Origin of the sequence: Allobosea sp. R86505, from assembly GCF_042466375.1 — a bacterium.
Classification (GTDB): Bacteria; Pseudomonadota; Alphaproteobacteria; order Rhizobiales; family Beijerinckiaceae; genus Allobosea.
This window is the reverse complement of sequence record NZ_JAXHPY010000001.1, coordinates 3,445,073-3,469,653: the sequence shown is the minus strand read 5'-3', so window position 1 is coordinate 3,469,653 and position 24,581 is coordinate 3,445,073. Positions and strand designations below refer to the sequence as shown.

The following is a 24,581-nucleotide window of genomic DNA, read 5'->3' as shown; positions in this document are numbered from 1 at the left end:
CGCGCATGAACGCATCCAACCCCGGCGCCCTGACCTCCTCGCTGCTCTATCTCGACGGCGTCAGCGTCTCCTTCGACGGCTTCAAGGCGATCCGCGGCCTCTCGCTGACGATCGAGCCCGGCGAGATGCGCGCCATCATCGGCCCCAACGGCGCCGGCAAGACGACGATGATGGACATCATCACCGGCAAGACCAAGCCCGATGTCGGCACGGTGATGTTCGGCGGGTCGATCGACCTGACACGGCTCGACGAGGCGGCGATCGCCAATCTCGGCATCGGCCGCAAGTTCCAGAAACCGACGGTCTTCGACTTCCACACCATCGAGGACAACATCCTTCTGGCGCTGAAGGCGCCGCGCACGGTGGCGCGGACCCTGTTCTGGAAGACGGCCGCAGCGCAGCAGAAGCGGATCGACGACATCCTCGGCATCATCAAGCTCGCAGACGTCCGCGACCGGCTCGCCGGCTCGCTCTCGCATGGCCAGAAGCAGTGGCTCGAGATCGGCATGCTGCTGGCGCAGGACCCAAAGCTCCTGCTCGTCGACGAGCCCGCCGCCGGCATGACCGACGGCGAGACCGCCGAGACGGCTGTCCTGCTCAAGGAGATCGCTAGGGACCATTCGGTCATCGTCGTCGAGCACGACATGGGCTTCATCCGCGAACTCGGCGTGAAGGTCACCGTGCTGCACGAGGGCTCGGTGCTGGCCGAGGGCCCGCTCGACCAGGTCAGCGCCAACGAGCGCGTCGTCGAAGTCTATCTGGGACGATGAGCATGATCCGCCGCATCCTCACCGTCATTGCGAGCGAAGCGAAGCAATCCAGGAGGGCTCGCTCGACGGCCTCTGGATTGCTTCGTCGCTTTGCTCCTCGCAATGACGCAAAGCTCAAGGCCGCATCATGCTGACCGTCGACGCCATCGACCTGCATTACGGCGCCGCCCAGGCGCTGCGGCGGGTCTCGATCACCGCTGAAGCCGGCAAGGTCACCTGCGTGATGGGCCGCAACGGCGTCGGCAAGACCACGCTGATGCGCGCCATCGTCGGCCAGCAGGCGATCAGCGCGGGCAAGATCTCCTTCGGCGGCGAGGACATCTCAACCTTGCGCACCGAGGACCGGGCGCGGGCCGGCATCGGCTTCGTGCCGCAGGGCCGCGAGGTCTTTCCGCTGCTCAGCGTCAAGGAAAACCTCGAGACGGGCTTCGCGCCGCTGCCGCGCCGGGAACGCTATGTCCCCGACGAACTCTTCGACCTGTTCCCCGTGCTCAAATCCATGCTGAGCCGACGCGGCGGAGACCTCTCGGGAGGCCAGCAGCAGCAACTCGCCATCGCGCGGGCGCTGGTGACCCGACCCAAACTGCTGGTGCTGGACGAGCCGACCGAGGGCATCCAGCCCTCGATCATCAAGGATATCGGCCGCGCGATCGACTATCTGCGCTCCAGGGGCGACATGGCGATCGTGCTGGTCGAGCAGTATTTCGACTTCGCCCGCGACCTCGCCGACACGATGTTCGTGATGGACCGCGGCGAGGTCGTGCTCTCGGGCGCGATGAAGGACCTCGACGCCAATCAGGTCCAGCGGTTGATCCAAGTCTGAGCGCCGGCCGCGGCGGATTGATCCAGATCATGGCGACGCTGCGTCAATTGCAGGGACACTCCTCGAAATCGGGCCGGCGGCCCATGCGAGGGAGATTGATCGTGGCGACCCGTCGACAGCCCTCAACCGGTGCAGCGTCTCGGCAGCCCCGCCCGGTCCCCACTCAAGTCGAGCCCGCCGTGAACGCCGAGGGCATCGAGGCCGGCTTGGCGGCGGAACGGACGGAAGCGGTTCAGGAAGCGCAGATCGCCGCCCTCTCGTCGGTGGCTGGCGAGGCCGATGCGGCGGGGGGTGTCGAGGCGATCCTCGCAGGCGCCTCGCCCGACGACGCCCGCCGGATGCGCAGCGCGCTCGGCCTGCCGAAGGCGCCCGGAAAACCGCGCGAAACCAGCGACGAATTATCGGGCGACTGGCGCCAGGGCGCCTATCCCTATCGTTACAAGATGCTGCGCAAGGACTATGAGCGCGACAAGTTCAGGCTGCAGTCCGAGCTCCTCAAGCTGCAGACCTGGGTGAAGGAGTCGCGTCAGCGCGTCGTCATCCTGTTCGAGGGCCGCGACGCGGCCGGCAAGGGCGGCGCCATCAAGCGCTTCATGGAGCATCTCAATCCGCGCGGCGCCCGGGTGGTGGCGCTGGAGAAGCCCAGCGAGGTCGAGCGCGGCCAGTGGTATTTCCAGCGCTATGTCCAGCATCTCCCGACGACCGGAGAGATCGTCCTGTTCGACCGTTCCTGGTACAACCGGGCCGGCGTCGAGCGCGTCATGGGCTTCTGCTCCGACACCGAATACCGGGAGTTCCTGCGCCAGGCGCCGGAGTTCGAGCGCAATCTGGTGCGCAGCGGCATCCATCTGATCAAGTTCTGGTTCTCGGTCAGCCGCGACGAGCAGCATCGCCGCTTCAGGGAGCGCGAGGCGCATCCCTTGAAGCAGTGGAAGCTCTCGCCCGTCGATCTCGCCAGCCTCGACAAATGGGACGACTACACGGCGGCCAAGGAGGCGATGTTCTTCGCCACCGACACGGCCGATTCGCCCTGGACGGTGGTGAAGTCCGACGACAAGAAGCGGGCGCGCCTCAATGCGTTTCGCTATGTGCTGCGTTCGCTGCCCTATGCCGGCAAGGACGTCGACCGCATCGGCGCCGTCGATACGCTGCTCGTCGGCCGCGCCAATTTCGTCTACGAGCGCGACGAGCAGGTGCCGGGTCAGCCGGTCTGACGACACCGCTCGCCCCGCCGCCTCGGGCGGCGGCGGATGCGGCGCTCAGAACGCCAGCGGCGCGTTGTCGACGACCTCCTTCATCACGAAGAAGGTGCGGGTCTGGCGTACGCCGGGCAGCGCGATCAGCTTGTCCCCGTGGAGCTTGTTGAAATCCGCCATGTCGCGGACGCGGATCTTCAGGATGTAGTCGAAATCACCCGCGACGATGTGGCAGTCGAGCACGACTGGCATCGCGCGAATCGCCGCCTCGAAATCGCCGAAGCTCTCGGGCGTCGAGCGGTCCAGCACCACACCGACGAAGGCGAGCGTGCCCATCTCAACCATTTGCGGCGAGACCTGCGCCCGCACACCCGTGACGTAACCCTCCGCGAACAGGCGCTGGATCCGCCTGTGGCAGGTGGCGGCGCTGGTGTTCACGCGCTTGGCGATCTCGGCATTGCCCATCCGCCCGTCGCTCTGCAGCAGCCGCAGAATCTTGAGGTCGGTCCGATCGAGTTTGGGCTCCATGAAAGGATCTTCCGAAAAAGGGGATCAATCTGAGAGGCGCAACAGAGGATGGGATCGATCGCGACGTCAAGACGCCAATCCATGCCTCAACTTCGAAAGCACCTTTCAGATGATTTTCGCTAGCTTTTCCGGAGTTCAATCCGGAGCAGGCAAGAACCATGCTGTCGAAATTCGAGCGTTACCCGCTGACCTTCGGCCCCACGCCGATCGAGCCGCTGCCGCGTCTGTCCGCCCATCTCGGCGGCCAGGTCGAGCTCTTCGCCAAGCGCGAGGACTGCAATTCCGGCCTCGCCTTCGGCGGCAACAAGCTGCGCAAGCTCGAATATATCGTGCCGGATGCGATCGCGTCGGGTGCCGACACGCTGGTCTCGATCGGCGGCGTCCAGTCGAACCACACCCGCATGGTCGCCGCGACCGCCGCCAAGATCGGTATGAAGTGCCGTCTCGTGCAGGAGAGCTGGGTGCCGCATGAGGATGCCGTCTACGACCGCGTCGGCAACATCCTGATGTCGCGGGTGATGGGCGCCGACGTCCAGCTCGTCGACGAGGGCTTCGACATCGGCATCCGCCAGAGCTGGGAGAATGCGCTGGCGGATGTGAAGGCCAAGGGCGGCAAGCCCTATCCGATCCCCGCCGGCGCCTCCGTCCACAAGTTCGGCGGCCTCGGCTATGTCGGCTTTGCCGAGGAGGTGAGGGCGCAGGAGGCGCAGCTCGGCCTCCGGTTCGACTACATCGTCGTCTGCACCGTGACGGGCTCGACCCATGCCGGCATGGTCGTCGGTTTCGCGAAGGATGGCCGCCAGCGCAACGTCATCGGCATCGACGCCTCCTTCACCCCGGCCCAGACCAGGGCGCAGGTGCTCGACATCGCGCAGAAGACTTCGGCCCTGATCGGCGGCAAGGACATCGTCGAAGACGACATCGTCCTGAACGAGGACTACGCCTACCCGGTCTACGGCGTCCCCTCGCAGGAGACCATCGAAGCGATCCGCCTCTCCGCCCGGCTCGAGGGCATGATGACCGACCCCGTCTATGAGGGGAAATCCATGCAGGGCATGATCGACCTGGTGAAGAAGGGCTTCTTCCCGGCCGGATCGAAGGTGCTCTACGCCCATCTCGGCGGCGTGCCGGCGATCAACGGCTACAGCTACACCTTCCGCAACGGCTGACGGCGATGGAGGTCGTCCTCCTCATCGAGTTCGAGGCCGCCGCGCCCGGCCGCGCCGCCCTGCTGGAGCGGGTCGGCGCGCTCGCTCTCTCGGGGCGGGGCCGGCTCAGCTTCCTCGGCACTGCTCCCGGCGAGGCGGGCGGGCCGGGCCACGAGGTCCTGGCGGTCGGGCTGGCGCGGGCGGCCGAGGCGACGGCCCTCGTCGCGCGCTGGCGCGAGGAGGGGGCCCTGCCGGCCGGCGCCTGCGTGCGCCATCTCGCCGTCCAGCCACTCTGGTCGATGGAGCCGCTGGCGCTGATGTTCCCCTGACGCCACCGAACCTCCCCGGTACGGCAACGCTTGTGGACGCTCAGCGGTCGCGGTTTACTAGCACTCCGGTGACAAGGAGCGCGTGCGTGGCGATTGTCAGGAAGGGCGACATCGCGACGATCTCGCGAACCTTTCCGGACCTGCTGGGAGGCTACCGGGACAGGGCGAAGAAGGCCCTCGACAGCGTCCTGACCTTCGGGATTGGCCAGGCACTCAAGCGCATGGGCGAGATGGACCCGCTGCGCCGGCGCGAAAACAGCGCCTATCTCGCCTTTGCCATCAAACATCAGTTCCAGCAGTGGGCCCCCGAGCTCCATGAGGCCGGCGAAGACCTGATCGAACGCGCGGCGGATCGCTTCGCCGAGTCGACCGCGGAGTCGCGCGACCTGTTCGCCTTCTGCCACGCCTTCGGTCTCCACCCGGTTGGCTCGGGCGCTCGGCTGATCGATCCCAAGATCACCTATGCGCATGCTGCGCTGTATTACACCTTCAAGGGTGGGCTCTATGAGTGCTATCAGGGCAACCTGTTCACGGAGTTGAATAAACGACGCGAATTCGTCGTCTACCTCCCTCATCCGCCGACGAAGAATCCGGATTCGGTTTACTCCTTCACCATCCGCCAGCACGAGCGCCGCGGCTGACGGTTCCCGCATCGGGGAACGGCTTGTCGCGGCGGCGGCCCGGTGCCAGAAGCTCCCTGGCGGGACGATGCCCGCTGCCGAGGAGGGACTTCATGCAGCTTGGAATGGTCGGCCTCGGCCGGATGGGTGGCAACATCGTGCGCCGGCTGATGCGCGCCGGCCATGACTGCGTCGTCTATGACCGCGATCCCAAGCCCGGCGCGGCTCTGGCGACCGATGGCGCGGTCGTCGCGGCCGATCTCGCCGACATGGTCGCCAGGCTCCAGGCGCCGCGCGCGATCTGGGTGATGCTGCCGGCCGGCAAGATCACCGAGGCGACGCTGGCCGAACTCGCCGGCCTGCTCTCGCCGGGCGACACGCTGATCGACGGCGGCAACGCCTTCTGGAAGGACGACGTGCGCCGCGGGCGCGAGCTGGCGGCCAGGGGCCTGCACTACATGGACGTCGGCACGTCGGGCGGCGTGCATGGCCTCGACCGCGGCTACTGCCTGATGATCGGCGGCGACAAGGCGGCCTTCGAGCGGCTGGAGCCGATCTTCGCGACGCTCGCGCCCGGCAAGGGCGAGATCGAGCCGACGAAGCACCGCGAGGGCCGCAACCCGACGAGCGAGGAGGGCTATCTCCATTGCGGCCCGGTCGGCGCCGGCCATTTCGTCAAGATGGTCCATAACGGCATCGAATACGGCATGATGCAGGCCTTCGCCGAGGGCTTCGACCTGCTGCGCAATGCGTCGGCCAAGGAAGACCTGCCGCCTGAATACGGCTTTGCCTTCGACACCGCCGAGATCGCCGAGGTCTGGCGCCGCGGCTCGGTCGTGACCTCCTGGCTGCTCAACCTGACGGCCGAAGCGCTGGCCGCCGACGAGGACCTCTCCGCCTATTCCGGCAATGTCTCGGATTCGGGCGAGGGGCGCTGGACCGTCGATGCCGCGGTCGAGACCGCGACGCCGGCGGAGGTGCTGACCTCGGCGCTGTTCGCGCGCTTCCGCTCGCGTGTCGACCACACCTTCGGCGAGAAGGTGCTCTCGGCGATGCGCGCTGGCTTCGGCGGCCATGTCGAACCCAAAAAGCAGGGCTGACTCCGGATGGTTGCCTCGCACAGGACGGTCAAGCCTGCCGTCATCGTCGTCATGGGCGTCGCCAGCTCGGGCAAGACCTCGCTCGGCGAGCGCCTCGCCGCCCAACTCGGCTGGCCCTTCCGCGACGCCGACTCGTTCCACCCGCCGGAGAACGTCGCCAAGATGGCCGGCGGAACACCGCTGACCGACGAGGACCGCAAGCCCTGGCTCGCCGCCATCGCCGCCTGGATCGATGATCTGCGGGCCTCGGGCCGGAACGGCATCGTCACCTGCTCGGCGCTGAAGCGGGCCTATCGCCGCGTCATCGTCGGCGATCGGGCGGATGTCGCGCTGGTCTATCTCAGGGGCTCGCGCGAACTGATCGGGCAACGCATGGCGCAGAGGCAGCATCACTTCATGCCGACGGCGCTGCTCGACAGCCAGTTCGCCACGCTCGAGGAGCCGGGCGAGGACGAGCGACCGCTCGTCGTTTCGGTCGAATCCTCGAAGGACGCGATCGTCGCCGACGTGCTGACGCGGCTCGGACTGGCGTGAAGGGCTGACGTCATTGCGAGCGTAGCGAAGCAATCCAAACTCTTAGAGCGCGCGGCCCTGGATTGCTTCGCTACGCTCGCAATGACGTTAAGCAGTCATCGGCGGGGCCATGGCCAGCGGATCACGCCGCCGGCCTGGAGCGCCCACCAGACCAGCACGGGCTGCAGCGCCAGCCGCGGTGCATGATACCACCAGCTCGACGGAAGGCCTGTGACCGCAATGCCTTCCAGCGCATGCTTGATGTTGGCCGGGAAGACGCAGGCCGCGTAGAGCGCGAGCCCGATTCCTGCGGCCGGGCGCAGGCGCGGGATCATCAGGCCGACGGCGCCGGCGATCTCCGCAACGCCGGTGGCGATCACGACCGCCAGAGGCGCCGGAACCCAGTCCGGCACGATCGGCAGGAAGCCCTCCGGGCGGGAGAGATGCAGCAGGCCGGCCGCGAGATAGAACGCCGCCAGCAGCCAACGCATCGAGCGCCGCAGGCGGCTCTCGGCCATCAGGTCACCTCGAACCAGGTCCACAGGCCGCGGTCGAAGCGCTCCAGCACCGTCGAGGAGATCAGCCAGCGTCCCGGATTTTCGGCGATGAAGGCGATATGCAGGCGCTTGCCGTCGGGAATCTGCACCGTGTCGAGGAAATAGGGCTCCCAGCCATCATCGAGCGGGTGGAGCAGGCGGAAGCAGTGGCCGTGGACATGCAGCGGCTGGAGGAAGGCGGTCCGGTTGTCGATGGCGAGCACGATCGGCGTGCCGCGCTTGACGCTGAACAGGGGCTTGCCTGCTGCGTCTCCCGTCCCGCCATTGAGGCGCCAGGGGCGGGCGGGATCCAGCCCCGCCATGTCGAGCTTCAAATCCGCGCCGAGTTTCGCGCCGCCCTCGATCACGATCTGCGGCCGCACCGCATCCTGCAGGCGAACCGCCGCCGGCAGCGTCGGGTTGGCCTTGAGCGCCATCGGCGCGGTCGAGGCCGGCCGGGCGGCGCCCTCGGTGACGAGCCGGACCAGCGGCACGCCCGAGCCGACCAGCGCCGTGACGATCGCGGTCGCACCCGCCTCTGTGGGCATGTCGACCAGGAGGTCGTAGCGGGTTCCCGGCGCGAAGGGCAGTTGCGAGCGCACCGGCTCGAAGGATTCGGTGGGTTGCCCATCGACCGCGATGACCACCGCCGTGATGCCGTCGAAGCGCAGCCGCATGATCCGGGCATTGCAGGCATTGGCGAGCCGCAGGCGCACCCGCGCGCCCGGCGCGACCGGCACGCGCTGCGGCGGCGCAACACCGTTGACGGTGATCCAGCTTCCCAGCCGGCCCGCGGCGGCGGCTGCGGGGCTGTCTGCAGGGAAGGGCTGAAGCGCATTGTCGTCGCCCAGCAGCCAGTCGGTGACCAGCACGGGCAGGTCGAGATCCACCGGCGGCGGGTCCTTTTCCTCCACCACCAGAAGCCCGCTCAGGCCACGGCCGGCGGGCTCGGCCGCGCCGCCCAGGACCAGCGGCCGATACAGGATCGTTCCCGAATCGGGCGGCGTCAGCCGGTACTCGAAGCTCTCGCCCGGCGCGATCGGCTCCTGGCTGAACCCGCCGACGCCATCCATCGCCGCCTCGCCGCGCAGGCCGTGCCAGTGCAGCGCCAGCGGCGCGGTGGTCTTGTTGGCGAGGCGCAGATGCAGCGTCCGGCCCTGCTGGATTCGCAGCGCCGGTCCCGGGGTCGCGCCGTCGAAGGCCCAGAGCTCGGTGTCCACGGCCGGCGCCGGGCGCAGCCTCTGCCGCGCCGGCCCGGCCGACAGGGTCCGGGTGACGGGGGCGGCGCCGGAGGTCGTCTGCGCCCCGGCCCGCATGGAAAGGCCGGGCAGGGCGGCGAGGGCTCCCAGCGACGCGAGCGCGGTGCGGCGGGTCGGCGGGGCGGGACTGTCTGTCGCGTCGGTCATGATCACCGGCATAATCGGCGGCGGGACCGAAGGCGAGAGGCCGCATCCTTGCGATCGCGTGAGGACGGCCGCCCGGCGTCTTTTGCAGAACCGTCATTTTTTTGCTGCATGGGCCGCCTGAAATGCGTATAGCACCGGCGCCCAATGATGGCCGCGCTGCGCTTTCCCGCGTGCTGGCGCCATCGGGCCGGCGGGCGTGGCGGAACTGGTAGACGCACTGGTTTTAGGTACCAGCGGCGAAAGTCGTGGGGGTTCGAGTCCCTCCGCCCGCACCATCGGATGGTTTTCGTGAGCGCGGCGGCGGTCTCCCGGCGTCGCGCTTTGGACATTGAAATAACGAGCTGTTGGCGGATCGAAAACGATGAACGTGACCGAAACCCTCTCGCAGGGCCTCAAGCGCGAATTTCAGGTGGTGCTGAACGCCGCCGACCTCAAGACGCGGCTCGATGACGGCCTCCAGGGTCTGCAGGGCAAGGCCAAGATCAACGGCTTCCGTCCCGGCAAGGTTCCGGTCGGCCATCTGCGCCGGCTGTATGGCCGCTCGGTCATGGCCGATGTCGTGCAGAACGCGGTCAACGAGGCCAACCAGAAGATCGTCGCCGATCACGGCCTGAAGCTCGCCTTCGAGCCGCAGATCAAGTTCCCCGAGAACAAGGACGAGATCGAGGCCGCGATGGAGGCCAAGGGCGATCTCGCCTTCACCGTCGCCCTCGAGGTCCTGCCGAAGATCGAGCTCGCCGACCTGTCGGACGTTGCGCTCACCAAGCCGGTCGCCGAGGTTCCCGACGCCGATGTCGACGCCGCCCTGGAGCGGATGGCCGGCTCGAACCGCAGCTTCTCCAACAAGGGCGAGGGTGCCGTGGCCGCCAGCGGCGACCGCCTGATGATCTCCTTCGTCGGCACGCTCGAGGGCAAGCCCTTCGACGGCGGCACGGGCGAGGGCATTCCGCTCGATCTCGGCGCCGGCCAGTTCATCCCCGGCTTCGAGGAGCAGCTCGAAGGCGCCAAGGCCGGCGAGACCCGCACGGTCAAGGTCACCTTCCCCGAGAACTACACCGCCGAGCATCTCGCCGGTAAGCCGGCCGAGTTCGAGGTCACCGTGACCGAGGTGCAGGCGCCCGAGCCGATCATGATCGACGACGAGCTGGCGAAGGCCTTCGGGCTTGAGTCGCTCGATGCGCTCAAGACGGCGATCCGCGAGCAGATCGGTCGCGACTTCGCCACCCAGTCGCGCCGCAAGCTCAAGAAGAGCCTGCTCGACGCCCTCGACGGCAAGTACACCTTCGAACTGCCGCCGACCCTGGTCGAGCAGGAGTTCGCCAGCGTCTGGAGCCAGGTCGAGGCGGACATGAAGGACGCCAAGAAGTCCTTCGAGGACGAGGGCACGACCGAGGACGCCGCCCGGGGCGACTACCGCAAGATCGCCGAGCGCCGTGTGCGCCTCGGCCTCGTGCTTGCCGAGATCGGCGAGCAGGCCAAGGTCCAGATCTCCGATGACGAGGTCACCCAGGCGCTCGTCGAGCGCGCCCGCCAGTTCCCCGGCCAGGAGAAGCAGGTCTGGGAGTTTTATCGCAAGAACCCGCAGGCCCTCGCCGAGATCCGCGCCCCGATCTTCGAGGAGAAGGTCGTCGACCACCTGCTCGGCCAGATCAAGGTCGAGGATCAGACCGTCTCCCGCGAGGCGCTCTACGCCGACGAGGACGCCGAGGGATCGGCGGAGGCCAAGCCCAAGAAGGCCGCGGCCAAGAAGGCGAAGAAGGCCGACAAGGCCGAGGATGCCGCGGGCGAAGACGCGTCCGCCTGAACACGCCGGAAACCTTAACCAGAGACAGTGGCGCCGCTCGGCTCATGCCGGGCGGCGCTTCTCTTTTCAGCCGCGTTTGCCGTGCTTATGTGGATAGCCTCTCAGGACATCCGATTCGAACGACCGCCGGTTTCCGGCTCCCGCCCCCGGCTCTGCACCCAAGGACAGTTTCATGCTGCGCGATCCGATCGAGACCTACAACAATCTCGTCCCGATGGTGGTCGAGCAATCGAGCCGCGGCGAGCGCGCCTTCGACATCTATTCGCGCCTGCTGCGTGAACGCATCATCTTCCTGACCGGTCCGGTCGAGGATTATTCGGCCTCGCTGATCGTGGCGCAGCTGCTGTTCCTCGAGGCCGAGAACCCCAAGAAGGAGATCTCCTTCTACATCAACTCGCCCGGCGGCGTGGTGACCTCGGGCCTGTCGATCTACGACACGATGCAGTTCATCCGCTGCCCGGTGACGACGCTCTGCGTCGGCCAGGCCGCCTCGATGGGCTCGCTGCTGCTGACCGCCGGCGCCAAGGACATGCGCTTCGCCCTGCCGAACGCCCGCATCATGGTGCACCAGCCCTCCGGCGGCTATCAGGGCCAGGTCACGGATATCCTGATCCATGCCCGCGAGGTCGAGAGCCTGAAGCGCCGGCTGAACGAGATCTACGTCACCCACACCGGTCGCAGCTATGCCGAGATCGAGGCGGCGCTGGAGCGCGACAACTTCATGACCGCTGAGGCCGCCCGCGAGTTCGGGCTGATCGACAAGGTCATCGACAAGCGGCCCGAGGACGCGGCCTGAGGCGGCTGCGACGAGCGGGCGCGCCGCCTGTGGGTTGGCTCGCCCGCCATCCGGCCCCATATTGCAAGGTGGCCGGCCCCGTGTTTGCATGGGGAATCGAACGGACGCGGGATGATCCCGCAGGTGTTTCAGCCTGATCCGCTTGTGGATCAGCCGCGAATTCAGGCGTTTCGGAACGAGCCGTTAACCTGATGATCGTGAACTGAACGCCTATGATGACGAAGAGACGACGGTTGCATCCGCTTTGGGCTGATGTGGTCTCCGGCTCCGAGAATGGAGATGGACGATGAGTAAGGTCAGCGGCGGCGATTCCAAGAGCACGCTCTACTGCTCCTTCTGCGGCAAGAGCCAGCACGAGGTTCGCAAGCTCATTGCGGGACCGACCGTGTTCATCTGCGACGAATGCGTCGAACTCTGCATGGACATCATCCGCGAGGAATCGAAATCCGCGCTGGTCAAGTCCAAGGACGGGGTGCCGACGCCCAAGGAGATTCGCAAGGTCCTGGACGACTACGTCATCGGCCAGGAGCATGCCAAGAAGGTGCTCTCGGTCGCAGTCCACAACCATTACAAGCGGCTCTCGCACGCGACGAAGCACAACGACGTCGAGCTCGCGAAGTCCAACATCCTGCTGATCGGGCCGACGGGCTCGGGCAAGACGCTGCTCGCGCAGACGCTGGCCCGCATCCTCGACGTGCCCTTCACCATGGCCGACGCGACGACGCTGACCGAAGCCGGCTATGTCGGCGAGGACGTCGAAAACATTATCCTGAAGCTACTCCAGGCCTCCGACTACAATGTCGAGCGGGCGCAGCGCGGCATCGTCTACATCGACGAGATCGACAAGATCAGCCGCAAGTCCGACAACCCGTCGATCACCCGTGACGTCTCGGGCGAGGGCGTGCAGCAGGCCCTGCTCAAGATCATGGAAGGCACCGTCGCCTCCGTGCCGCCGCAGGGCGGGCGCAAGCATCCGCAGCAGGAGTTCCTGCAGGTCGACACCACCAACATCCTCTTCATTTGCGGTGGCGCCTTCGCCGGTCTCGACAAGATCATTGCCGGGCGCGGCAAGGGCACCTCGATCGGCTTCGGCGCGTCGGTGAAGGGCCCCGACGAGCGCCGCACCGGCGCGATCTTCCGCGAGGTCGAGCCCGAGGATCTGCTGAAGTTCGGCCTCATCCCGGAATTCGTCGGCCGTCTGCCGGTCCTGGCGACGCTGGAGGATCTCGACGAGGCGGCGCTGAAGACCATCCTGACCGAGCCGAAGAACGCGCTGGTCAAGCAGTATCAGCGCCTGTTCGAGATGGAGGACACCGAGCTGACCTTCACCGACGAGGCGGTCAGCCTGATCGCCCGCAAGGCGATCGAGCGCAAGACCGGCGCGCGCGGCCTGCGCTCGATCATGGAGGGCATTCTGCTCGAGACTATGTACGAACTGCCGGGCCTGGAAGGTGTCGAGCAGGTCGTGATCGGCCCGGAGGCGGTGGAATCCAAGTCACGGCCGCTGTTCATCTACTCGGAGCGCGAGGACGAGGCGAAGTCCGCCTCTGCCTGACGTGGCGGCGGATGGCCGCGGGCAGGTATTGCCCCGGCCGCCGACGAAGCTTCGAACGCGCTTCGCTAGCTGTGCTGACGTGGAACGCGTGCCGTGTGGCGCGCGTTTTGCGTATCGGAGCAGGGATCTGCTTTCGCCGTCCGAGCGTATGCTTGGTGCTGCGCCGGCGACGGCCCGGCTCGGGCCTGCGAAAACAGGTCTGCGTCTGGTCGCCGGCCCATTGACGCAGTGCAAACTTCTGGGGCCAACTGTCGCCGGATCGCTTGAAAGCTGGCGCGGAAGTCTCCACTTTAATCCCACTCGCGAGAGTCGCATGCCTGTCGAGGGTGCGATGCGCGGGGGCGGACGCGGTGAATGGTCGCCACGCCCGCTTACGTCCGGCGCCTACGCCCATTGCGGGGGGACGTCGGGCGCAACCACAAAGGAAAAGTCATGACTGGCTCGGCGCCCCGCGCTCCTTTCGTGCCCGGCGAGACCGGCACCTATCCGGTTCTTCCCCTGCGCGACATCGTCGTGTTCCCCCATATGATCGTGCCGCTCTTCGTCGGCCGCGAGAAGTCGATCCGTGCGCTCGAGGAGGTCGTCAAGACCGACGGGCTGATCCTGCTCGCCACCCAGAAGAACGCCGGCGACGATGATCCGGAGACCAAGGACATCTACGAGATCGGCACGCTCGCCCGCGTGCTGCAGCTGCTCAAGCTGCCCGACTCCACCGTCAAGGTGCTGGTCGAGGGCGTCGGCCGCGCCAAAGCGACGGCCTATGTCGCCGACGAGGCCTTCTACCAGGCCGAGGCCGTCAGCCTCGCCGAGGAGGAGGGCAAGAAGGTCGAGGTCGAGGCGCTGGGCCGTTCGGTCATCAGCGAGTTCGAGAGCTATGTGAAGCTCAACAAGAAGATCTCGCCCGAGATCGTCGCGGCCGTCTCCCAGATCGAGGAGCCCTCGAAGCTCGCCGATACCGTGGCCTCGCATCTGGCGGTGAAGATCGCCGACCGTCAGGCCGTGCTGGAAATCACCCAGGTCGCGCACCGGCTCGAGAAGGTGCTCTCGCTGATGGAAAGCGAGATGTCGGTTCTCCAAGTCGAGAAGCGCATCCGCTCGCGCGTCAAGCGCCAGATGGAGAAGACCCAGCGCGAGTACTATCTCAACGAGCAGATGAAGGCGATCCAGAAGGAGCTCGGCGACGGCGAGGAAGGCCGCGACGAGCTGGCCGAGCTGGAGGAGCGCATCGCGCGCACCAAGCTCTCCAAGGAGGCCCGCGACAAGGCCATCGCGGAGATGAAGAAGCTGCGCCAGATGTCGCCGATGTCGGCCGAGGCGACGGTGGTGCGCAACTATCTCGACTGGATGCTCGGCATCCCCTGGGGCAAGAAGTCGAAGATCAAGAAAGACCTTCCGGCCGCCCAGGCGGTGCTGGACGACGATCACTTCGGGCTCGACAAGGTCAAGGACCGCATCGTCGAATATCTCGCCGTGCAGCAGCGCGCCAACCGGCTCGCCGGCCCGATCCTGTGCTTGGTCGGCCCTCCGGGCGTCGGCAAGACCTCGCTCGGCAAGTCGATCGCCAAGGCGACGGGGCGCGAATTCGTGCGCATGTCGCTCGGCGGCGTGCGTGACGAGGCCGAGATCCGCGGCCACCGGCGCACCTATATCGGGTCGATGCCCGGCAAGATCATCCAGTCGATGAAGAAGGCCAAGACGGCCAACCCGCTGATCCTGCTCGACGAAATCGACAAGATGGGCCAGGACTTCCGCGGCGATCCGTCGGCGGCCCTGCTCGAAGTGCTCGATCCCGAGCAGAACGGCACCTTCAACGACCACTATCTCGAGGTCGACTACGATCTCTCGAACGTCATGTTCGTGACGACGGCGAACACGCTGAACATCCCGCCGGCCCTTCTGGACCGCATGGAGGTGATCCGTATCGCCGGTTACACCGAGGACGAGAAGACCGAGATCGCCCGTCGTCACCTGATCCCCAATGCGATCAAGAAGCATGGGCTGGAATCGAAGGAGTGGTCGATCGAGGACGACGCGCTGCAGACCCTGGTGCGCCGCTATACGCGCGAAGCCGGCGTCCGCAATCTCGAGCGCGAGCTCTCCAACACCGTCCGCAAAGCGGTGAAGGACATCGTGCTGACCAAGAAGAAGAAGGTCACCGTCACCGGCGAACTGCTTGAGGAGTATCTCGGCCCGCCGCGCTACCGCTACGGGATGGCCGAGACGGAGGATCAGGTCGGCGTCGTCACCGGTCTGGCCTGGACCGAGGTCGGCGGCGAGTTGCTGACGATCGAAGGCGTCATGATGCCCGGCAAGGGCAAGATGACCGTCACCGGCAACCTCAAGGAGGTGATGAAGGAATCGATTTCGGCGGCGGCATCTTATGTCCGCTCGCGCGCGGTCGATTTCGGCATCGAGCCGCCGCTCTTCGACCGTCGCGACATCCACGTCCACGTTCCCGAGGGCGCGACCCCCAAGGACGGTCCCTCGGCCGGTATCGCGATGGCGACCTCGATCGTCTCGATCCTGACCGGCATCCCGACCAATCGCGACGTCGCCATGACCGGCGAGGTCACGCTGCGGGGCAGGGTGCTGCCGATCGGCGGGCTGAAGGAGAAGCTCCTGGCGGCGCTGCGGGGCGGCATCAAGAAGGTGCTGATCCCCGAGGACAACGCCAAGGATCTGGTCGATCTGCCGAAGTCCGTGAAGGAGGGGATGGAGATCGTCCCCGTCTCGCGGATGGAGCAGGTCCTCCAGCACGCCCTGACGCGGCAGCCCGTGCCGATCGTCTGGGAGGAGGACCTGAAGGCGATCCCGAAGGTCACGGACGACGACGCCGCCGGCGTGGTTGCTCACTGAGCCCGACCATCGAACAGTGACATGAGGCCGCCGGGAAACCGGCGGTCTGCCCTACGGTAAAGCCTTAACGAGCTGCGTGCATGCTCCACCTGTTGCAGGTGGTCATGACCGTTCATGCTTGATTCGACTTTGAGGCCGGGCGAGCCCATCGCCAATGGCGCTCCACGCTCCGGCCTGTTCGGACGCCGGTCCCTGATCTGGTCACTCGTCCTGCCGGGCGTGGCCACCATCGTTCTGCTGATGGCTGCGCTGGCCGTCTACCTGCCCGGATCCATCGTCGGGATTGAAGTCCGCGCTGCCCGCGAGCGGGCCGTCGCCGGCGCCATGCGGCTGGTCGCTCTCAGGGCCTTTTACTCGGAAGTCGTGGTCTCGCGTTTGTCGAGCGGCGGCGATGTGACCGCCAAGGCGAGCTATGCCTCCGATCCGCACGCAATCCCGGTCCCCACGACTTTTATCCTCGACTACGCGGCGCGGCTGACGGCCGGCGGTGACCAGATCAAGCTGGTCAGCCCTTATCCCTGGCCGCAGCGGACGAGGAGCGAGAACCTCGATGCCTTTCAGGCGGCTGCCTGGAAAACGCTGACCGAAGAAAAAACGCCCTCCTTCAGCGCTGTCGAGGGCAGCGGGCCGGACGCCGTGCTGCGTGTCGCGGTCGCCGACCGCATGGCGCAGAGCTGTGTCGACTGCCACAACAGCCACCCGGATTCACCGCTCCGCAGCTGGAAGGTCGGCGATGTGCGCGGGCTCATCGAGATCCGGCAGTCTCTCGCCAGCATCACCAAGGAGGCCCGCGAGATCGGCTGGCGGCTGACACAGGGCGGGCTGATCGCGGCTGCGATCCTCCTGCTGACCTTCATCCTCGTGGCGCTGCGCGTCGTCCGCCCCTTGAGGGACCTGACCGCGACCATCGGTCAACTCGCCCATGACCGTTGCGATGTCCCGGTCCCCTATATCGAGCGGCGCGACGAGCTGGGCGTCGTCGCGCGTGCCCTGCAGATGCTGAAGCGGGAACGGCAGGGGGCTCTCGCCGCGCAGGAGGCCGCGGATGACGAGGCCCGTCAACGGCTCGAACGCGCCGGCCGGCTGCACCGCTTCAGTGCCGGGCTGGGGCAGGACCTGCACCGCCTGAGGGCTGAGGCAACGGCATCCTCCGAGGCAATCCGGGGCGCGGTGGGCGAGGTCGCGACGCTGTCGGCCGTCAGCTCCGAGCTGGTGCGTCAGGCACAGACCCATGCCACGCGCCTGGACGAGGCGGGGCAGTCCGTGATTGCGCTGAGCGAGGCCATCGGCACGGCCGTTCACGCCGTGGAGGCGCATCTCGATCTCGTCGGACATCATGCCGAGCAGACCGTTCGGCGTTCGCGCGATGCGGAAGAGAGGACGCGTCGTCTCGCCACGGAAGCTACCCGCGTGGGGGATGTGATCGGCGTCATCCGCGACATCGCGGAACAGGTCAACCTGCTCGCCCTCAACGCCACGATCGAGGCCGCCCGCGCCGGCCCCGCCGGTCGCGGCTTCGCCGTCGTCGCCGCCGAGGTCAAGGCGCTGGCGGAGCGTACGGCCGTGGCGACCCAGGACATCGCCGACCGGATTTGCCAGATCCAGCTGGCTTCTGGCGAGGTCGCGGCTCAGATCACCGACATGACCGGCGGGCTCGTCGGCGACGGGGCCACCGCGCGAGACCTTGCCCAGCGGCTGCGCGACGACGTTGCCGTCTCGACCGATATCGAGCGCCATATGCGCACGGTGTTCGATGAAGCTCGCGCGATGGTCGCAGCCCTGGACCTGATCCGCAGCGAAACCGCCGAGGCCGGCGGTAGTGTCCAGGCGCTCGATGCCGCTTCGTCGCGGGTGGCGGCTGCAGTCCAGCAACTCGACCAGCACGCCGATTCGCTGTCGCGCGAGATCGCTGCCGCTTGAGGAGGCTGCATGGTGGGCGGTGACGGGCTCGAACCGCCGACCCTCTCGGTGTAAACGAGATGCTCTACCGACTGAGCTAACCGCCCGCGTCGCCGGATGTAAGCCCTGCCGCCCTCGCCATCAAGCGCTCAGTGCCTGTGTCATGCGGTTCGGGAGCAGGCCATTCCGCCATGCGTCCGGGACATCTTCATTTTGCCGGGCACCTGCGCTTGACACTTCGGGCCCATCGCCATAATCCACACCTCGTCGACGGCCTCAGCGCCTCGGCCGCCCTGCGCGGGCGTAGCTCAGTTGGTTAGAGTGCCGGCCTGTCACGCCGGAGGTCGCGGGTTCGAGCCCCGTCGCCCGCGCCATATATCTTAAGGGCTTAGCCCGAATGCCCCGCTGGCCATTACACTTTTGCGGGCACCCTCATTACACTTTCCGGCCCGGTTTGTTCTTTCGCAGCTTGGCGCGGCCCTCGCGTCGGCTGGCATCGACGTCTCGGACGGTGGCGATGTTGACGGGGTTATAGGTCTGCTGAAGCCTGGTCGAAGCCGCCCGCGTATTGGCCATCTTCGATGGCCTCGGCACTCGAACCCCCTGCCGTCGCCTCTACCGTTCCGGACCTGCGCATGTCGGCGAGCTGCCACGATTCGCCCGGTCCAAACTCCGCGGTACGAACGACACGGAAATCGAACCCGAGCTTGTTCCTTGAATACGGCGACGGCTGGTGCGGTTTGCCGCCCTTTGCCGTCGTTCCGCTTCCCCGCGTGCGGAAGATCGGCGCGTTGGGTAGCCGCTCGAAGCCCAACGCCCCGATGTAAGCATCCAGACCCCGCGTTGCTCGTCTACCAAGTGATCCGGCAGCAGGCCGGTTGGTTTTGGCGCGAGCGAGAGCGAAAATGGCACCGTGGAGGTCGTCCGCCTGCTGCCCTGTCGTCAGCGACGGGAGATCGACCGGGGGACAGCTGACTATCCCATGATGCGGCCATCAGCGTGGCTAGGCCGAAGTAGCCCATTCGCAACGCACGCTTGACCAAGCGAACGCCCTCGCCCTCAAGCCAGAATGCCTGACGGGGCGGAGCTGCCGAGTTGTCACCAACGTTCTCGAATAGGGAGCCGATGCGAACGCGGTGCGCCGTGAGTTCGCGGACAGCGACCTCCTGTTCGCGGAGAAACTCATCTTAAGGTTGGATCGAGCTTGTCGCGCAGCCAGTCTCCGAGCATCGAGACGGCTAGCGTGGTGAAGACGATGGTCAGCGCCGGCGCGAGCATGATCCACGGCGCGCGCGTGATGTATTCGCGGCCATAGCCGACCATGTTGCCGAGGCTCGTCATCGGCGGCTGCACGCCGAGCCCGAGGAAGGACAGGCCGCTTTCCAGCAGGATGACTTCGGGGAAGACCAGCGTCATCGAGACGATCAGGGTCGAGGCGATATTGGGCAGGATGTGGCGCAGATAGACCCGGAGCGGCGAGGCGCCGAGCTGCCGGCAGGCCGAGGCATAGCCCTGCGCACTGGCGGAAATGGCCAGCCCGCGAGAGATGCGGGCATAGCGCTCCCAGCCGAACAGACCCATCAGGCCGATCAGCAGCGCCAGCGAATTGCCGAAGAAGGCCAGCACCGACAGGGCCAGGATCAGGAAGGGCATCGAGGCCTGGAAATCGGCCAGCATCAGCACGATTTGCTCGACGAGGCCCCGGAAATACGCCGCGAGGAAGCCCAGCGTCGTCCCCAGCACCGCGGAGATGATCGAGGCGCCGAAGGCGATCAGCAGCGAGATGCGGATCGAGATCAGCAGCCGCGAGAGCACGTCCCGGCCGAGTTCGTCGGTGCCCAGGATATGGGGCAGCGTCCCCGGCGGCACGAGCCGGTTGCGCAGGTTCGGCGCGGTGTAGACGAAGGGGCTGATCAGCGGCGCGACGATGGCGATGACGATCATCGCGACCAGCCAGACGAGCGCGATCTTGGCCGCGAGCGGCATGTCCTGGCCCGGCCAGCGCCGGCCGCGCGCCGGCAAGCCCGCAGCCGCGGGAGAGAGCGCCTGGTCACTCATGCCGCTTGTCCCACTGTCTGCCGCAGGCGCGGATCGAGGAAGCCGTAGAGAAAATCGACGATGAGGTTGGACGTCACCATCGTGGCCGCGACCAGCAAGAGGATGCACTGCACCACCGCCAGATCGCGGTTCGCTACCGCCACGACCAGCAGCCGGCCCACACCCGGCCAGGAGAACACGCTCTCCACCACCACCGCCCCGGCGATCAGCGTGCCGATCATGAAGCCGATGATGGTCACGGTCGGGATCGCCGCGTTGGGCAGGGCATGGCCGATGATGACGTCGCGCCACGGCACGCCCTTGGCGCTGGCCGTGCGGATGAAGGGCTGGCCGAGCACTTCGAGCATGGCGCTGCGGGTGAAGCGCGCGAGCACCGCGCCCCCACCGATGCCGAGCGTAAGCACGGGCAGGATCGCATGGCGCCAGCTGTCCTGCCCGCCCGAGGGCAGCCAGCCGAGCTTGACCGCGAAGACCAGAACCAGCGTCAGGCCGAGCACGAAACTGGGGATGGTGAAGCCCGCCACCGAGAGCATCATGACCACGCGGTCGGCCAGGCTGCCGCGATGCAGCGCGGCATAGATGCCGGCGGGAACCCCGACGCACAGCTTGATGGCGAGCGCCGGCAGCGTCAGCGCGAGCGTGACCGGAATGCGCTCCACCACCAGTTCGATCGCGGAGCGCCCGTCGCGCATCGAGCGGCCGAGCTCGCCTTGGGCGATCGCCCCGAAATAGTGGAAATACTGCAGCCAGAGCGGGTCATCGAGCCCCCAGGCCGCCCGGAAGGCCGCGATCGCCTCCGGCGGCGCCTCGGGCCCGAGGATGATCTGCGCGGGATCGCCCGACAGGCGCAGCACGATGAAGGCGAAGGTCACCACCAGCGCGATGGTGATGGCCGCGCGCCCGAGCCGGATGGCGAAATAGCGCAGCATCACGCGGCCTTGCCGATTGCCGTGCTGGACGGCTCGACCAGATGGCAGGCGACACGGCGGCCAGCGCCCTGTTCGACGGATCGCAGCACGGGGGCTTCCCGCTTGCAGCGGTCGATGGCCAGCGGACAGCGGGGATGGAAGCTGCAGCCGCCGGGTCGGTCGGCGGGGTTCGGCGGCTCGCCGGTCAGCACGATCCGCGCCTGCCCGCCGGCGCGCCGGGTGACCGGTGCCGCCGAAACCAGGGCGCGCGTATAGGGGTGCAGCGGCGCGGCGAAGAGGTCGTCGGCATCGCCCTCCTCGACGAAATCGCCGAGATACATCACCGCCACGCGGTTGGAGACCTGCCGCACCACGCGCAGATCATGGCTGATGAACAGCATGGCCAGGCCGAACTCGGCCTGCAGATCGGTGAGAAGATTGACCACCTGCGCCTGGATTGACACGTCGAGCGCCGAGACGGGCTCATCGCAGACCAGAAAATCCGGCCTGGTCATCAGGGCGCGCGCCAGGACGACGCGCTGGCGCTGGCCGCCGGACAACTCATGCGGATAGCGGGTCATCTGTTCGGCCGACAGACCGACGCGGGCGAGCATCTCCTGCGCCAGCGGAAGGCGCCGGGTCGGCTCGCCGATCCGGTGGATGTCCAGCGGCTCCTGCACCTGCACGATGACCGGCAGGCGACGGTCGAGCGCGCCGAGCGGGTCCTGATAGATCATCTGCATGCGCGCGCGCTGCGCCCGCCATTCGGGCGAGCCCGAAGCCGGCATTGGCTGGCCGGCGAAGCGCACCTCCCCTTCGTCCGGGGCCTCGAGGCCGAGCGCCATGCGGCCCATGGTGGACTTGCCGGAGCCGGACTCGCCGACGATGCCGAGCGTCTCGCCGGCAGCGAGGCTGAAGCTGACGCGGTTGACCGCGCGAACCTGGGTGATCGCGCCGAACAGGCCCCGCCGCGAACCATAGGTCCGCGACAGATCCGTGGCGGTGAGAAGGGCTTCGCTCATGCCAGCTCGAGCTCGCGCCCGGCGACGGGAGCGCGAACCTCCGGCTCGAAGACGCAGGCCACGCGCCTGCCGGTCGCCGCGTTGCGCAGCGCGGGCACCACCTCGCGGCAGATCTCGGCCGCCTGCGTGCAACGCGGTGCGAAGGCGCAGCCCTTGGGCAGCGCACGGGGATCGGGCACCACGCCCGGGATCGAGACGAGCTTGCGGCGCGGCCCTCCGAGCGGCGGCAGGGAATTCAGCAGGCCCTGGGCGTAGGGATGCCGGGGCGCGTCGAACAGCTCGGCGGCCGGCGCTTCCTCGACGATGCGGCCGGCATACATCACCGCGACCCGGTCACAGGTCTCGGCGATGACGCCGAGGTCGTGGCTGATCAGCACCAGCGCCATGCCCATCTCGCGCCGCACCGTGTTGATCAGGTCGAGGATCTGCGCCTGGATGGTCACGTCGAGCGCCGTGGTCGGCTCGTCGGCGACCAGGATGTCGGGCTCGCCGGCCAGCGCCATGGCGATCATGACGCGCTGGTTCTGCCCGCCGGAGAACTCGTGCGGATAGGCCGAGAGGCGCCGTTCCGCGTCGGGAATCCCGACGAGATCGAACAGCCTCTTGGCCTCGGCCCTGATCGCCCGGCCGGACAGCCCGCGATGCAGTGACAAGGCCTCGCCGATCTGCGTGCCGACCTTGAGCACCGGGTTGAGCGCACTGGTCGGGTCCTGGAAGATCATCGCGACGCGGCCGCCGCGCACCTTGTCGAGCGCAGCGGGGCTGGCGCCCACCAGTTCGAGATCATCGAGCCTGGCGCTGCCGGAGACCCGCGCCTTGCCGGGCAACAGGCCCAGTGCCGCGAGCCAGGTCACTGACTTGCCCGATCCCGACTCGCCGACGAGGCCGAGCGCCTCGCCCTTGCCGATCGACAGATCGATGCCGTGCAGGACGGTCACGCCATCGAAGCGGACCGTCAGGTTCGACAGGGTGAGACGCGAGGAGGCCATCTGCCGGCCCGCCTCAGACATAATTGCCGGGCCGGAAGTCCATGGCGAAGGCCGGCGACGCCTTCCACTGCAGGGCCCTGGGCTTGGCGGTGAAGGTCGCGTTCTGGTGCAGCACCGTATAGGCGGGGTCCTCGCGCTCGCAGATCTCGAGCATGCGGCGGAAGGCGGTGCGGCGGCGGGCCCCGTCGGTCGAGGTTTCCAGCACTTCGCAGAGCTGGTTCATTTCCGTGTTGGTCCACTCGCCGATCTGCTGCTGCTGGCCGTTGGGCCCATGCTGGTTGACGATCGACGACACCGGGTCGCTGAACGGGGCCGAGTTTGACCAGTCGCGCACCGCACGGCTGTCGTTGCGCTGCATGATCTGCGACCAGTTTTCGACTGAGTTGATCTGCACGTTGAGGCCGACCGAGCGCCACATCTCGACGAGGATCTGCGCTGTGGCATTCTGGTTGGTGTAGTAGTTGTTCAGCAGCCGATAGGGGATCGGATCGCCCTTGTAGCCGGCTTGCTTGAGCAGGTCGGCCGCCAGCTTCGGGTTGTACTCGGGCACCGTCCAGTCGGCGTGGAACATGTCGCCATAGTATTCCCACTGTAGCCCGGCCGGCACCTTGGTCCGGCCCGCCCAGAGCGAGTCGACGATGGCCTGCCGGTCGATGGCGTGGGTGAAGGCGCGCCGCACCAGCGGGTTCTGCAACTGGGCGTGATTCTTGTCGAACACCGTCAGTCGATGGTTGAGAACGGTGCCGCCCTGCACCTCGAAGCCGGCATTCTTTTCGATGTCGCTGATCTGGTCCGGCGGGATGTCGCAGGCGAACTGGTACTGGCCGGAGAGCAGGCCGGCGATGCGGCTCGGCACCTCGGGAACCTCGACGAAGCGGATCCGCTTCAGCGGCGGGCGGCCGCCCCAATATTCGTCATGGGCCTCGAGCGTGAGCGAATTGTCCGGCCGGAACTCGACCACCTTGTAGGGCCCGGTCGTGATCGGCTTGCGGGCCCAGTCGAGATAGCTGGCGGCGTCTTCCCAGCCCTTGCGGCTCATGATGTCCGAGCCGTAGCGCGCCAGGCGGCCTTCCAGCGTCACGTCGGGCGTCGCGTTGTAGAAGCGGACGGTGTACTTATCGATGGCGTCGACGCGCAGCAGATCGGGCCAGGCCCGACGCGCCACGGCTGGGACTTCGGCCGGCAGTTCCTTGCCGGGACGCGGCGTCGGAATCGTCTCGAAGGCCTTGATGGTCGAGCGGTTCTTGGCCTCGGTGTTGCCGAACATGCGCTCGCGGGAAAACGAGAAGACCACATCCTCGGCCGTCAGTTCGGCGCCGTTGTGGAACTTCACGCCCTGCCGCAGCTTCAGCTCGATCGTCTGATCGTCGATCCGCTTCCACTCGGTGGCGAGGCCCGGGCGCGGCATCAGATTGCCGAGCCAGTCCTTGCCGATCAGCGGCTCCCAGAGCGAAGTGAAGAAGACGCGCTCGCCGACATTGGACTGCTCGCGCAGCACGTCGAGTGTGTTGGAATTGACGATCTTCTGCACCGCGATGGTGATCGAGGGGCGGTTGTCCGCCTGGCCGATGGCGAATTGCGGCAGCGCGGATGCACCGAGCGTCGCCGCACCGAACTGAAGGGCCTTGCGTCGCGTGAAAGCGGCCATGACTGTCTCTCCATTGCTTGAATCGGCGGTGGGAGGCCCTAACCGGGACGCACCCGGATCAAGGGCCGAACAGGGGA

21 protein-coding genes and 3 tRNA genes are annotated in these 24,581 nt (G+C 67.1%); 15 read left to right on the top strand and 9 right to left on the bottom strand.

From position 1 onward, the window contains the following. Positions 1-5 precede the first annotated feature (5 nt). From urtD to ppk2, 3 genes are all read left to right on the top strand, one after another. On the top strand, positions 6-770 hold the full coding sequence (gene urtD, locus SJY11_RS16655; protein WP_376987874.1) for an urea ABC transporter ATP-binding protein UrtD: 765 nt from the start codon (positions 6-8) through the stop codon (positions 768-770). Positions 771-897: 127 nt separating this feature from the next. Beyond that, on the top strand, positions 898-1,593 hold the full coding sequence (gene urtE, locus SJY11_RS16650) for an urea ABC transporter ATP-binding subunit UrtE (protein WP_376987872.1): 696 nt from the start codon (positions 898-900) through the stop codon (positions 1,591-1,593). Positions 1,594-1,676: 83 nt separating this feature from the next. Next, positions 1,677-2,807 carry a polyphosphate kinase 2 gene (gene ppk2, locus SJY11_RS16645; RefSeq protein WP_465247440.1) on the top strand — a complete coding sequence of 377 codons (1,131 nt, stop codon included), beginning with the start codon at positions 1,677-1,679 and terminating at the stop codon, positions 2,805-2,807. A 45-nt stretch (positions 2,808-2,852) separates the two neighbouring features. On the opposite strand, the gene SJY11_RS16640 is transcribed toward ppk2, so the two are convergent. After that, a complete protein-coding gene (locus SJY11_RS16640) occupies positions 2,853-3,317 on the bottom strand; it encodes an Lrp/AsnC family transcriptional regulator (protein ID WP_376987868.1) in 465 nt (154 codons plus the stop codon). Between the two features lie 158 nt (positions 3,318-3,475). Here SJY11_RS16640 and SJY11_RS16635 point away from each other — a divergent pair, with 158 nt between their 5' ends. The 5 genes from SJY11_RS16635 to SJY11_RS16615 all read left to right on the top strand — a co-directional run bounded on the left by SJY11_RS16635 (position 3,476) and on the right by SJY11_RS16615 (position 7,048). Next, positions 3,476-4,486 carry a 1-aminocyclopropane-1-carboxylate deaminase gene (locus tag SJY11_RS16635; RefSeq protein ID WP_376987866.1) on the top strand — a complete coding sequence of 337 codons (1,011 nt, stop codon included), beginning with the start codon at positions 3,476-3,478 and terminating at the stop codon, positions 4,484-4,486. Positions 4,487-4,491: 5 nt separating this feature from the next. Beyond that, entirely contained in the window at positions 4,492-4,794 is a 303-nt protein-coding gene (locus tag SJY11_RS16630) for a hypothetical protein (RefSeq protein WP_376987864.1), read from the top strand. Between the two features lie 86 nt (positions 4,795-4,880). Next, complete coding sequence (locus SJY11_RS16625) at positions 4,881-5,435, top strand: hypothetical protein (protein ID WP_376987862.1); 555 nt, start codon at positions 4,881-4,883, stop codon at positions 5,433-5,435. A gap of 92 nt (positions 5,436-5,527) precedes the next feature. Next, on the top strand, positions 5,528-6,514 hold the full coding sequence (gene gnd, locus SJY11_RS16620) for a phosphogluconate dehydrogenase (NAD(+)-dependent, decarboxylating) (protein WP_376987860.1): 987 nt from the start codon (positions 5,528-5,530) through the stop codon (positions 6,512-6,514). A gap of 6 nt (positions 6,515-6,520) precedes the next feature. Continuing rightward, positions 6,521-7,048 (top strand): gluconokinase, encoded by a 528-nt coding sequence (locus SJY11_RS16615; protein WP_376987858.1) that lies wholly within the window; start codon positions 6,521-6,523, stop codon positions 7,046-7,048. Between the two features lie 95 nt (positions 7,049-7,143). Here SJY11_RS16615 and SJY11_RS16610 read toward each other — a convergent pair whose 3' ends face one another. Beyond that, a complete protein-coding gene (locus tag SJY11_RS16610) occupies positions 7,144-7,545 on the bottom strand; it encodes a DoxX family protein (RefSeq protein ID WP_376987856.1) in 402 nt (133 codons plus the stop codon). Next, the gene (locus SJY11_RS16605; protein WP_376987854.1) at positions 7,545-8,969 is read right to left on the bottom strand and encodes a multicopper oxidase family protein; all 1,425 of its coding nucleotides are present in this window, start codon (positions 8,967-8,969) and stop codon (positions 7,545-7,547) included. The genes SJY11_RS16610 and SJY11_RS16605 overlap by 1 nt, the downstream gene beginning before the upstream one ends. Before the next feature lie 190 nt (positions 8,970-9,159). On the opposite strand from SJY11_RS16605, the gene SJY11_RS16600 reads away from it, so the two are divergent. The 6 genes from SJY11_RS16600 (at position 9,160) to SJY11_RS16575 (ending at position 17,900) form a co-directional block, all read left to right on the top strand. Next, positions 9,160-9,244 (top strand) — tRNA-Leu (locus SJY11_RS16600). A gap of 86 nt (positions 9,245-9,330) precedes the next feature. Then, positions 9,331-10,773: a trigger factor gene (gene tig, locus SJY11_RS16595; protein WP_376987852.1), complete on the top strand. Its 1,443-nt coding sequence runs from the start codon at positions 9,331-9,333 to the stop codon at positions 10,771-10,773. Between the two features lie 172 nt (positions 10,774-10,945). After that, a complete protein-coding gene (locus tag SJY11_RS16590) occupies positions 10,946-11,569 on the top strand; it encodes an ATP-dependent Clp protease proteolytic subunit (RefSeq protein ID WP_371126650.1) in 624 nt (207 codons plus the stop codon). Positions 11,570-11,855: 286 nt separating this feature from the next. Then, complete coding sequence (clpX, locus tag SJY11_RS16585) at positions 11,856-13,124, top strand: ATP-dependent Clp protease ATP-binding subunit ClpX (RefSeq protein WP_326911949.1); 1,269 nt, start codon at positions 11,856-11,858, stop codon at positions 13,122-13,124. Positions 13,125-13,556: 432 nt separating this feature from the next. Further along, on the top strand, positions 13,557-15,980 hold the full coding sequence (gene lon, locus SJY11_RS16580) for an endopeptidase La (RefSeq protein WP_326911950.1): 2,424 nt from the start codon (positions 13,557-13,559) through the stop codon (positions 15,978-15,980). A gap of 114 nt (positions 15,981-16,094) precedes the next feature. After that, positions 16,095-17,900 carry a methyl-accepting chemotaxis protein gene (locus SJY11_RS16575; protein WP_376987849.1) on the top strand — a complete coding sequence of 602 codons (1,806 nt, stop codon included), beginning with the start codon at positions 16,095-16,097 and terminating at the stop codon, positions 17,898-17,900. Positions 17,901-17,910: 10 nt separating this feature from the next. Here the strand turns inward: SJY11_RS16575 and SJY11_RS16570 are convergent. Next, positions 17,911-17,986 (bottom strand) — tRNA-Val (locus SJY11_RS16570). A gap of 190 nt (positions 17,987-18,176) precedes the next feature. Here SJY11_RS16570 and SJY11_RS16565 point away from each other — a divergent pair. Next, positions 18,177-18,253, top strand: a tRNA-Asp gene (locus SJY11_RS16565). An 808-nt stretch (positions 18,254-19,061) separates the two neighbouring features. Here the strand turns inward: SJY11_RS16565 and SJY11_RS16560 are convergent. From SJY11_RS16560 to SJY11_RS16540, 5 genes are all read right to left on the bottom strand, one after another. Then, positions 19,062-19,865: an ABC transporter permease gene (locus SJY11_RS16560; protein ID WP_376989354.1), complete on the bottom strand. Its 804-nt coding sequence runs from the start codon at positions 19,863-19,865 to the stop codon at positions 19,062-19,064. A gap of 68 nt (positions 19,866-19,933) precedes the next feature. After that, entirely contained in the window at positions 19,934-20,866 is a 933-nt protein-coding gene (locus SJY11_RS16555) for an ABC transporter permease (protein WP_267522750.1), read from the bottom strand. Next, complete coding sequence (locus SJY11_RS16550) at positions 20,866-21,867, bottom strand: ABC transporter ATP-binding protein (RefSeq protein WP_376987846.1); 1,002 nt, start codon at positions 21,865-21,867, stop codon at positions 20,866-20,868. Before SJY11_RS16550 ends, SJY11_RS16555 begins: the two co-directional genes overlap by 1 nt. Further along, on the bottom strand, positions 21,864-22,856 hold the full coding sequence (locus SJY11_RS16545) for an ABC transporter ATP-binding protein (RefSeq protein ID WP_376987844.1): 993 nt from the start codon (positions 22,854-22,856) through the stop codon (positions 21,864-21,866). The genes SJY11_RS16550 and SJY11_RS16545 overlap by 4 nt, the downstream gene beginning before the upstream one ends. Before the next feature lie 13 nt (positions 22,857-22,869). Further along, positions 22,870-24,504, bottom strand: coding sequence for an ABC transporter substrate-binding protein (locus SJY11_RS16540; protein ID WP_376987842.1), 1,635 nt, complete (start codon positions 24,502-24,504; stop codon positions 22,870-22,872). Between the last annotated feature and the right edge of the window lie 77 nt (positions 24,505-24,581).

Coding starts and splice junctions, on each gene's coding strand:
- tig (WP_376987852.1), top strand. CDS start 9,331: ATGAACGTGACCGAAACCCTCTCGCAGGGCCTCAAGCGCGAATTTCAG.
- SJY11_RS16635 (WP_376987866.1), top strand. CDS start 3,476: ATGCTGTCGAAATTCGAGCGTTACCCGCTGACCTTCGGCCCCACGCCG.
- SJY11_RS16640 (WP_376987868.1), bottom strand. CDS start 3,317: ATGGAGCCCAAACTCGATCGGACCGACCTCAAGATTCTGCGGCTGCTG.
- SJY11_RS16575 (WP_376987849.1), top strand. CDS start 16,095: ATGCTTGATTCGACTTTGAGGCCGGGCGAGCCCATCGCCAATGGCGCT.
- SJY11_RS16555 (WP_267522750.1), bottom strand. CDS start 20,866: ATGCTGCGCTATTTCGCCATCCGGCTCGGGCGCGCGGCCATCACCATC.
- ppk2 (WP_465247440.1), top strand. CDS start 1,677: ATGCGAGGGAGATTGATCGTGGCGACCCGTCGACAGCCCTCAACCGGT.
- urtD (WP_376987874.1), top strand. CDS start 6: ATGAACGCATCCAACCCCGGCGCCCTGACCTCCTCGCTGCTCTATCTC.
- SJY11_RS16590 (WP_371126650.1), top strand. CDS start 10,946: ATGCTGCGCGATCCGATCGAGACCTACAACAATCTCGTCCCGATGGTG.
- SJY11_RS16610 (WP_376987856.1), bottom strand. CDS start 7,545: ATGGCCGAGAGCCGCCTGCGGCGCTCGATGCGTTGGCTGCTGGCGGCG.
- SJY11_RS16545 (WP_376987844.1), bottom strand. CDS start 22,856: ATGGCCTCCTCGCGTCTCACCCTGTCGAACCTGACGGTCCGCTTCGAT.
- SJY11_RS16540 (WP_376987842.1), bottom strand. CDS start 24,504: ATGGCCGCTTTCACGCGACGCAAGGCCCTTCAGTTCGGTGCGGCGACG.
- clpX (WP_326911949.1), top strand. CDS start 11,856: ATGAGTAAGGTCAGCGGCGGCGATTCCAAGAGCACGCTCTACTGCTCC.
- gnd (WP_376987860.1), top strand. CDS start 5,528: ATGCAGCTTGGAATGGTCGGCCTCGGCCGGATGGGTGGCAACATCGTG.
- urtE (WP_376987872.1), top strand. CDS start 898: ATGCTGACCGTCGACGCCATCGACCTGCATTACGGCGCCGCCCAGGCG.
- SJY11_RS16550 (WP_376987846.1), bottom strand. CDS start 21,867: ATGAGCGAAGCCCTTCTCACCGCCACGGATCTGTCGCGGACCTATGGT.
- lon (WP_326911950.1), top strand. CDS start 13,557: ATGACTGGCTCGGCGCCCCGCGCTCCTTTCGTGCCCGGCGAGACCGGC.
- SJY11_RS16605 (WP_376987854.1), bottom strand. CDS start 8,969: ATGACCGACGCGACAGACAGTCCCGCCCCGCCGACCCGCCGCACCGCG.
- SJY11_RS16630 (WP_376987864.1), top strand. CDS start 4,492: ATGGAGGTCGTCCTCCTCATCGAGTTCGAGGCCGCCGCGCCCGGCCGC.
- SJY11_RS16615 (WP_376987858.1), top strand. CDS start 6,521: ATGGTTGCCTCGCACAGGACGGTCAAGCCTGCCGTCATCGTCGTCATG.
- SJY11_RS16560 (WP_376989354.1), bottom strand. CDS start 19,865: ATGCCGCTCGCGGCCAAGATCGCGCTCGTCTGGCTGGTCGCGATGATC.